Raw genomic sequence first — 8,045 nt, 5'->3', positions numbered from 1 at the left:
CGACGGGCACGCGGGCGGGCGCGGCGACCGCGACCCGCGCCGGTACGAGGGTGTGGTGACCGCCGAGGGCGGCATCTGGCTGCACGACCGCCCGGACCGCGGCACCCGCCGCGTCCGCTTCGCGAGGCAGGGCGAGCGCGTGTCCATCTACTGCAAGGTGAACGGCGACCGGGTCGGCACCAACCCGCTCTGGTACCTGCTGACGGACGGCACCTGGGCGTGGGCCTCGGCCCGGTACATCGGCAACGTCGGGCCCGCCCCGCGCTGGTGCTGATCCCCCGCCAGCGGAACTCCCGCCGATGACCCAGGCCGGGACCGCGCCGCCCGCCTCCCGCACCGCCGTCCCGCGTCCCCGGCTGCCCCGGCGGCGCGGGGTCGAGCTGGCCCTGATCGTGCTGGCCGTGCTGCTGTCGGTGTACGGCTACTGCGCGGTCGGCGTGGCCCGCACCGGTTCCGTACCGCCCGGCGCGGCGGGGTACGGGGCCGGGCTCGGCGGTCTCGCGCTGCTCGCGCACATCGCGGTGCGGCTGCGGGCGCCGTACGCCGATCCGCTGCCGCTGCCCATCGCGGTGCTGCTGAACGGGCTCGGGCTGGTGCTGATCTACCGGCTCGACCTCCAGACCCCGGCCGACCGGGCGGCCCCGGCGCAGCTGGTGTGGTCGACGCTCGGGGTGGGACTGTTCATCGTGGTCGTGCTGGTGCTGCGGGACCACCGGGTGCTCCAGCGGTACTCGTACGTGTGCGTGGCGGCGGCACTGGTGCTGTTGCTGCTGCCGATCCTGTTCCCGGCGGTCAACGGCGCGCGGATCTGGATCAGGATCGCGGGGTTCTCCATCCAGCCGGGCGAGTTCGCCAAGGTGCTGCTCGCGGTGTTCTTCGCCGCCTACCTGGCCGCGAACCGCAGCGCGCTCGCGTACACCGGGCGCCGGATCTGGGGGCTGCAGTTCCCGACCGGGCGGGTGCTCGGGCCGATCGTGACGATCTGGCTGCTGAGCGTCGGGGTGCTGGTGCTGGAGCGGGACCTCGGCACTTCGCTGCTCTTCTTCGGCCTGTTCGTGGTGCTGCTGTACGTGGCGACCGGGCGGACCGGCTGGATCGCGGTGGGGCTGGTGCTGGCGGTGCTCGGCGCGTGGGCGGTCGGGCATCTGGAGCCGCATGTGCACGGCCGGATCGAGGACTGGCTGGACCCCTTCGCCAGCATCGACGCGGGCGAGGGACCCAACCAGCTCGCCCAGTCGCTGTTCGCCTTCGCGGCGGGCGGGATGACCGGTACCGGGCTGGGGCTCGGCCACTCCCCGCTGATCGGCTTCGCCACCAAGTCGGACTTCATCCTGGCGACGGCCGGTGAGGAACTCGGCCTCGCCGGCCTCGCGGCGATCTTCCTGCTGTACGCCCTGCTGGTGGAGCGGGGATTCCGGGCCGCCCTCGCCCTGCGGGAGCCGTTCGGGCGGCTGCTGGCGGTGGGGCTGGCGTCGATCCTGGCGCTCCAGGTGTTCGTGATCGCGGGCGGGGTGACCGGGCTGATCCCGCTGACCGGCATGGCGATGCCGTTCCTCGCCCAGGGCGGCTCCTCGGTGGTCACCAACTGGGCGATCGTGGCCCTGCTGATCCGGGTGAGCGACTCGGCGCGCAGCCAGTACGACGGCGAGGAGGCCCCGTGAGCGGACCGGGCGACTACGGCGGCACCCGCCCGATGGCCCCGTACATCCGGCACGCCCTGGTCTTCTGCGGCCTCCTCCTGCTGGCGCTGCTGGCCAACGCGGCGCGGGTGCAGGTGGTCGAGGCGGGCGCGTACGGGGACAACCCGGCCAACCGGCGCTCGGCCATCGCCCGTTACCAGCAGCCGCGCGGAAACATCCTGGTCGGCGGCGCGCCGGTGACCGGCTCCCGCGACACCGGCGAGCAGCTCCGCTACGAACGCACCTACCTGGACGGCCCGTTGTACGCCCCGGTGACCGGTTTCGCCTCGCAGCGCTTCGGCTCGACCTTCCTGGAGCACGCGGAGGACCGGCTGCTGTCCGGCACCGATCCGCTGCTGTCGGGGTTCCCGGTGTGGCAGGACACGGCGAGCGGGACGGCGCCCGGCGGGAACGTCGTCACCACGCTGAACGCGAAGGCGCAGCGGGCCGCGTACCAGGGGCTGGGCGGCCGCAAGGGCGCGGTGGCCGCGATCGAGCCGGCCACGGGCAGGGTGCTGGCGCTGGTGTCGACCCCGTCGTACGACCCGGCGCGGCTCTCGGGGAACGGTACGCGCGCGGCGGCGGCGTGGGAGCGGCTGAACGCCGATCCGGACAAGCCGATGCTGAACCGGGCGGTGCGGCAGACGTATCCGCCGGGGTCGACGTTCAAGGTGGTCACGGCGGCGGCCGCGCTGGACGCCGGAGTGATCACGGATCTGGACGCGCCGACCGACTCCCCCGACCCGTACCGGCTGCCGGGCACCACGACCCGGCTGACCAACGAGGCCGACGGCTGCCGGGACGCCTCGCTGCGGGAGGCGTTCGCGTGGTCCTGCAACACGGTGTTCGCCAAGCTGGGCGTGGACGTGGGGCTGGGGGACATGGCGGCGACGGCGGGGGCCTTCGGCTTCAACGACACGGGGCTCCGGGTGCCGTTCGCGGTGGCGGAGTCCACCTTCGACACGGTGGTGGACAAGGCGCAGCTCGGCCTGTCCTCCATCGGGCAGTACAACACGCGGGCCACCCCGCTCCAGATGGCGATGGTGTCGGCGGCGGTGGCGAACGGCGGGCAGGCGCGGGCGCCGTACCTCGTGGAGCGCACCACCCGCTCCGGGGGCGAGACGGTCGCGGGCGGCGGTGCGCATCCGCTGACGCAGGTCGTGCGGGCGTCGACGGCGTCCCGGCTGAAGGAGCTGATGCGGGACGCGGTGGAGCGCGGCACCGGCGGCAACGCGGCGATCCGGGGTGCCACGGTCGGCGGCAAGACGGGCACCGCGCAGCACGGGGTCGGCAACACCGGGGTGCCGTACGCCTGGTTCGTCTCCTGGGCGCAGGCGGACGGCGCGCCGCAGCCGGCGGTGGCGGTCGCGGTGGTGGTGGAGGACGCCTCGGCGGACCGGGGGGAGATCAGCGGGGGCGGGGACGCGGCGCCGATCGCCCGGGATGTGATGCGGGCGGTGCTCGGTTCCTGAGCCCGAGGTGACGCGTCGTCGGTAAAAGTCGTGCGCGAGGGATTGACGCCCTTGCTGACACGCAGTCTCATAAGAGGCTGACGACGACGTACCCCTGGCTGGACGAGGTGACCAAAGGCCATGACGACCCTGACGGAAGCGGACGCGCTCGACGGGCTGCGCGACGCGCTCGGCGCGCTCAAGGACCGCGAGCAGGTGGCCGAGCGACTGCTCGTCTCCTCCGCCAAGCACTCCTTCGACCCGGACAAGGAGCTGGACTGGGACGCCCCCTTCGAGGAGGGCAAGTGGTTCTGGCCCCCGGAGCTGGTGTCGCTGTACGGCACCCCGCTCTGGCACCGGATGAGCGAGGAGCAGCGCATCGACCTGTCCCGGCACGAGGCCGCCGCGCTCGCCTCACTGGGCATCTGGTTCGAGCTGATCCTGATGCAGCTGCTGGTGCGGCACATCTACGACAAGCCGGCCACCAGCGCCCACGTCCGGTACGCGCTCACCGAGATCGAGGACGAGTGCCGGCACTCCAAGATGTTCGCCCGCGTGGTCACCCGCGGCGGCACCCCCTGGTACCCGGTGAGCCGGGCCCACCAGAACCTCGGGCGCCTGTTCAAGACCATCTCCACCACGCCCGGCTCCTTCACCGCCACCCTGCTCGGCGAGGAGGTACTGGACTGGATGCAGCGGCTCACCTTCCCCGACGAGCGGGTGCAGCCGCTGATCCGGGGCGTCACGCGCATCCACGTGGTGGAGGAGGCCCGGCACGTCCGGTACGCCCGTGAGGAGCTGCGCCGCCAGATGGTGACGGCGCCGAAGTGGTCGCGGGAGTTCACCCGTGTCACCTCCGGCGAGTTCGCGCGGATCTTCTCCATCGCCTTCATCAACCCGGAGGTGTACACCAACGTCGGCCTCGACAAGCGCGAGGCGGTGGCCCAGGTGAAGGCCAGCGGGCACCGGCGCGAGGTGATGCAGACCGGCGCGGGCCGGCTCACCGAGTTCCTGGACGAGATCGGCGTCCTGCGCGGCGCCGGACGGCGGCTGTGGAAGGCGTCGGGGCTGCTGGCGTAGCGACGCCACCCGGCAGGGCGGCCGGGAGGGGAGCGATTACGCTGCCGTCATGACCCCGTCGGCCGCCACCCCCGCCTACCGACGCCTCAGCGTGGAACAGCGCCGCGGCCAGCTCCTGGAATCGGCGCTGGCCCTCTTCGCGCACCGCGCCCCCGAGGACGTCTCGCTGGACGACGTGGCGGAGGCGGCCGGGGTCTCCCGCCCGCTGGTCTACCGCTACTTCCCCGGCGGCAAGCAGCAGCTCTACGAGGCCGCGCTGACGTCGGCCGCCGAGGCGCTGCGGCTCTGCTTCGACGAGCCCCGTGAGGGGCCGACGGCGGCCCGGCTCGCGCGGGTCCTCGACCGCTACCTGGCCTTCGTGGACGAGCACGACACGGGGTTCAGCGCCCTGCTCCAGGGCGGCAGCGTGGTGGAGACCTCCCGGACCACGGCCATCGTGGACGGGGTGCGCCGGGCCGCCGCCGAACACCTCTACAGCCACCTCGGGGTGACCGAGCCGGGACCCCGGCTGCGGATGACGGTGCGGATGTGGGTCGCGGCGGTCGAGGCGTCCTCGCTGATGTGGCTGGACGAGGACAAGCGGCCGCCGAGGGACGAGCTGCGGGACTGGCTGGTCGAGCAGTTCACCGCCGTCCTGGTGGTGACCGCCGGACGCGACCCGCAGACGGCGGCCGTCGTCGCCGCGATCGCCGGGGGATGACCGAGACTTGAGGGCGTGAAGAGTCAGGACATCCCCTTCGAGGGCGGCCCGATGGACGGCCGGGTGCTGCCCGTGCTGCTCGGCCCGACCGGCCACCCCCCGAAGACGTACCGCATCCCGGTCCCCGACGCGGCCGGCGGGCCGCCCACCGTGCTGGTGTACCGGCGCACCCCTCGCGGGCACACCGTGGGGGTCCCCCCGCGCAAGCTCAGCCGAGCGTGGGGGAGGCTGGTGCGCGGGTGGAAGTACGTGCACGACCCCGAGGGCCTCGGCGACGCCGACCGGCTCCGCTGGCCCTGGTCGAGGCCGAGGCGGGACAACACGCCGCACGGCAAGCCGGACGACCCGACCGGGTGACATGGTTGCGCCGGACCGCCCACGTTCGGCTCGCAAACCCGGCGGGACACGGCACAAGCTCGCGGTACGGAGGCCGGCGGGAGGTCCGCCGCCCCGCGTACCGGAGGTGATGTCGTGTCAGGAACCCTGCTGCGCCTGGCCTGTACGGCCGCGATGGCGGCCCAGGTCGCCCTCGCGCCCGCGCCCGCCCTGGCCGCGCCGGAGCCGCAGCGCCCGGTGGCCCAGCTGCTGACGGACCTTCGGCAACTGTACCGGCAGACCGAGCAGGCCACCGAGACCTACAACGCCACCGCCGAGAAGCTCACCGCCCAGCGCGCCGCGGTGAAGCGCCTGGACGGTGAACTGGCCAAGGCCAGGCTGGCGTTGAAGGCCAGCCAGGGGGATGCCGGACGACTCGCCCGCCAGCAGTACCAGAACAGCTCGAACTTCTCCGTCTACGTCCGCGTGCTCCTGGCCCGCGACCCGCAGCAGGCACTCGACGAGGGCCATGTCATCGGCCGCGTCGCCGGTGAACACGCCGCCACCCTGGACCGGCTGACCGGCGCCGAGAAGCGCGCGGACGCGCTCGCCAAGTCGGCCCGCAGGGCGCTGGACACCCAGCTCACCCTGGCCGCGAAGCAGAAGAAGCAGCGGGACGACGTGACCCGGCGCCTGGCGGACGTGGAACGGCTCCTCGCCTCCCTCACCCCGCAGCAGCGAGGCGAGGTGTCCCGGCTGGAGCAGGACGGGGTGGCCCGGGCGCAGCGGAGCCTCACCGGCTCCGGCGCCCTCGGCGCCGACCGGCCGGCCTCGGCGGAGGGCGGCCAGGCGGTCCGCTACGCCCTGGACCAGCTCGGCAAGCCGTACCGCTGGGGCGCCGAGGGCCCGGCCTCCTTCGACTGCTCGGGCCTGACCTCCCGCGCCTGGGCCCGCGCGGGCACCCCCATCCCCCGCACCAGCCAGGAGCAGTGGGCCCGGCTCCCCCACGTCCCGCTGAACTCGCTGCGCCCCGGCGACCTGGTGATCTACTTCCCCGAGGCCACCCATGTCGCCCTCTACCTGGGCGACGGCAAGGTGGTCCAGGCTCCCCGTACGGGCGAGAACGTCAAGATCTCCCCCCTGGCGGCCAACCCGGTCCTGGGCGCCGTACGACCCGACGCGGCCCCGCGCCGCCTGTGAGAGGCGGGCACGGGGCCGAGAGGGTCGTGAGTACGTCAGGCGCCGGCGGCCACCGAGCCGACGTACGCCTCCGTCTTCGCGGGGTCGTAGAAGAAGTTCTCGAAGTCGGCCGGGTCGTTGAAGCCGTTGGCGAAGCGGTCGGCGACCGGCTGGAGCTGGCCGGCGGCGCCGATGAGGTTGAGGATGTGCTCCGGCGGCGGGGCGAGCATGGCGTTGGTCCACTTGGTGACGTGCTGGGCGGTCGCCCAGTAGCGGTCGAAGGTGGCCTTCATCCACTCCTCGTCGAAGGGCTGGTCGCCGCGCTCCAGGATGGACGCGAGATAGGCGGCCGCGCACTTGGACGCCGAGTTGGAGCCCTGGCCGGTGATCGGGTCGTTGGCCACGACCACGTCGGCCACGCCGAGGACCAGGCCGCCGCCGGGCAGCCGGCCGATGGGGTTGCGCACGGTCGGCGCGTAACGGCCCGCCAGGGTGCCGCCGGCGTCGGTCAGTTCGACCTTGGTGGCGCGGGCGTACTCCCAGGGCAGGAACTTCTCCATCAGCTCCAGGGTCAGGGAGAGGTGCTCGGCGGGGTCCTTGATGCCGTTGAACACGTCGAGCGGGCCGCCGGGTATGCCCTCCCAGAACAGGATGTCGGCGCGGCCGGAGGTGGTCAGGGTCGGCATCACGAACATCTCGCCGACGCCCGGCACCAGGTTGCAGCGGACCGCGTCGAACTCCGGGTGCTCCGGCCGCGGGCCGAGGCCGTGCACGTACGCCACCGCGAGCGCCCGCTGCGGCTCGGTGTACGGGGAGCGCTCCGGGTCGCGGGCGAACATCGACACCAGCTCGCCCTTGCCGGCCGAGACCAGCACCAGGTCGTAGGTGCGGGAGAAGTAGTCGAGGTCACCGACGGCCGCGCCGTGGATGACGAGCTGGCCGCCGCGCTGGGCGAAGGTCTCCATCCAGCCGGCCATCTTGACCCGCTGGTCGACCGACTGCGCGTAGCCGTCCAGCTTCCCGACCCAGTCGATGGCCCGCTGGGAGGGGCCGGGGTCGAAGGAGCCGGGGGCGGCGACCGAGACGCCGAGCCCCTCGATCTTCGGGGCCTGGGACTCCCAGAAGTTGAGCTGGAGGTCACGCTCGTGCTGGAGCGCGGTGTCGAACATGCACTGGGTCGACATGACCCGGCCGGAACGGATCTCGTCCGCCGTCCGGTTGGACATCAGGGTGACCTCGTAGCCGTGCGACTGGAGGCCGAGGGCGAGCTGGAGACCGGACTGGCCGGCTCCGACGACGAGTATCTTCCGCATGCGGGGGTGTCTCCTACGGGGCTTTGGGCTACTCGGGGGTTACGTCGAGCGCGTGGCCCACCAGGGCCAGGAGGGTCTCGATCGCTGAGATCCGGCGCCGCGCGTCCATGATCATGACAGGGATGTGCGCCGGTATGGTCAGTGCCTCCCGCACGTCCTCCGGCCCGAACATCTCACTGCCGTCGAAGTGGTTGACCGCGACCACATAGGGCAGGCCGCAGCTCTCGAAGTAGTCCAGCGCCGGGAAGCAGTCCTTGAGCCGGCGGGTGTCGGCCAGGACCACGGCGCCTATCGCGCCGCGCACCAGGTCGTCCCACATGAACCAGAA

9 protein-coding genes are annotated in these 8,045 nt (G+C 73.0%); 7 read left to right on the top strand and 2 right to left on the bottom strand.

The features are described 5' to 3' along the window. The 7 genes from GT030_RS08290 to GT030_RS08260 all read left to right on the top strand — a co-directional run. Window positions 1–274 (top strand): SH3 domain-containing protein (locus GT030_RS08290; protein ID WP_161200528.1); only part of this gene is annotated, 274 nt, incomplete at its 5' end. Window positions 275–299: 25 nt separating this feature from the next. After that, window positions 300–1,661, top strand: a complete 1,362-nt coding sequence (locus GT030_RS08285) for an FtsW/RodA/SpoVE family cell cycle protein (protein ID WP_161200527.1) — start codon at window positions 300–302, stop codon at window positions 1,659–1,661. A gap of 32 nt (window positions 1,662–1,693) precedes the next feature. Further along, window positions 1,694–3,151: a penicillin-binding transpeptidase domain-containing protein gene (locus GT030_RS08280; RefSeq protein ID WP_161200529.1), complete on the top strand. Its 1,458-nt coding sequence runs from the start codon at window positions 1,694–1,696 to the stop codon at window positions 3,149–3,151. Between the two features lie 120 nt (window positions 3,152–3,271). After that, a complete protein-coding gene (locus tag GT030_RS08275) occupies window positions 3,272–4,210 on the top strand; it encodes a diiron oxygenase (RefSeq protein WP_161200526.1) in 939 nt (312 codons plus the stop codon). Between the two features lie 49 nt (window positions 4,211–4,259). Next, window positions 4,260–4,910 carry a TetR/AcrR family transcriptional regulator gene (locus GT030_RS08270; RefSeq protein ID WP_161200525.1) on the top strand — a complete coding sequence of 217 codons (651 nt, stop codon included), beginning with the start codon at window positions 4,260–4,262 and terminating at the stop codon, window positions 4,908–4,910. A 15-nt stretch (window positions 4,911–4,925) separates the two neighbouring features. Continuing rightward, on the top strand, window positions 4,926–5,267 hold the full coding sequence (locus GT030_RS08265) for a hypothetical protein (protein ID WP_161200524.1): 342 nt from the start codon (window positions 4,926–4,928) through the stop codon (window positions 5,265–5,267). 114 nt (window positions 5,268–5,381) lie between these two features. After that, window positions 5,382–6,425: a C40 family peptidase gene (locus tag GT030_RS08260; protein ID WP_161200523.1), complete on the top strand. Its 1,044-nt coding sequence runs from the start codon at window positions 5,382–5,384 to the stop codon at window positions 6,423–6,425. Window positions 6,426–6,460: 35 nt separating this feature from the next. Here the strand turns inward: GT030_RS08260 and GT030_RS08255 are convergent, their stop codons facing one another. Together GT030_RS08255 and GT030_RS08250 are read right to left on the bottom strand one after the other, a co-directional pair. Beyond that, the gene (locus GT030_RS08255) at window positions 6,461–7,717 is read right to left on the bottom strand and encodes a styrene monooxygenase/indole monooxygenase family protein (RefSeq protein ID WP_161200522.1); all 1,257 of its coding nucleotides are present in this window, start codon (window positions 7,715–7,717) and stop codon (window positions 6,461–6,463) included. Between the two features lie 28 nt (window positions 7,718–7,745). Beyond that, a partial coding sequence (locus GT030_RS08250) for an ATP/GTP-binding protein (RefSeq protein WP_202459846.1) occupies window positions 7,746–8,045 on the bottom strand: 300 nt, incomplete at its 5' end.

Origin of the sequence: Streptomyces sp. SID1328, assembly GCF_009865595.1 — a bacterium.
GTDB lineage: Bacteria > Actinomycetota > Actinomycetes > Streptomycetales > Streptomycetaceae > Streptomyces > Streptomyces griseoluteus.
Note: the sequence above shows the minus strand (reverse complement) of the source record. Positions and strands in the feature narration are given on the sequence as shown.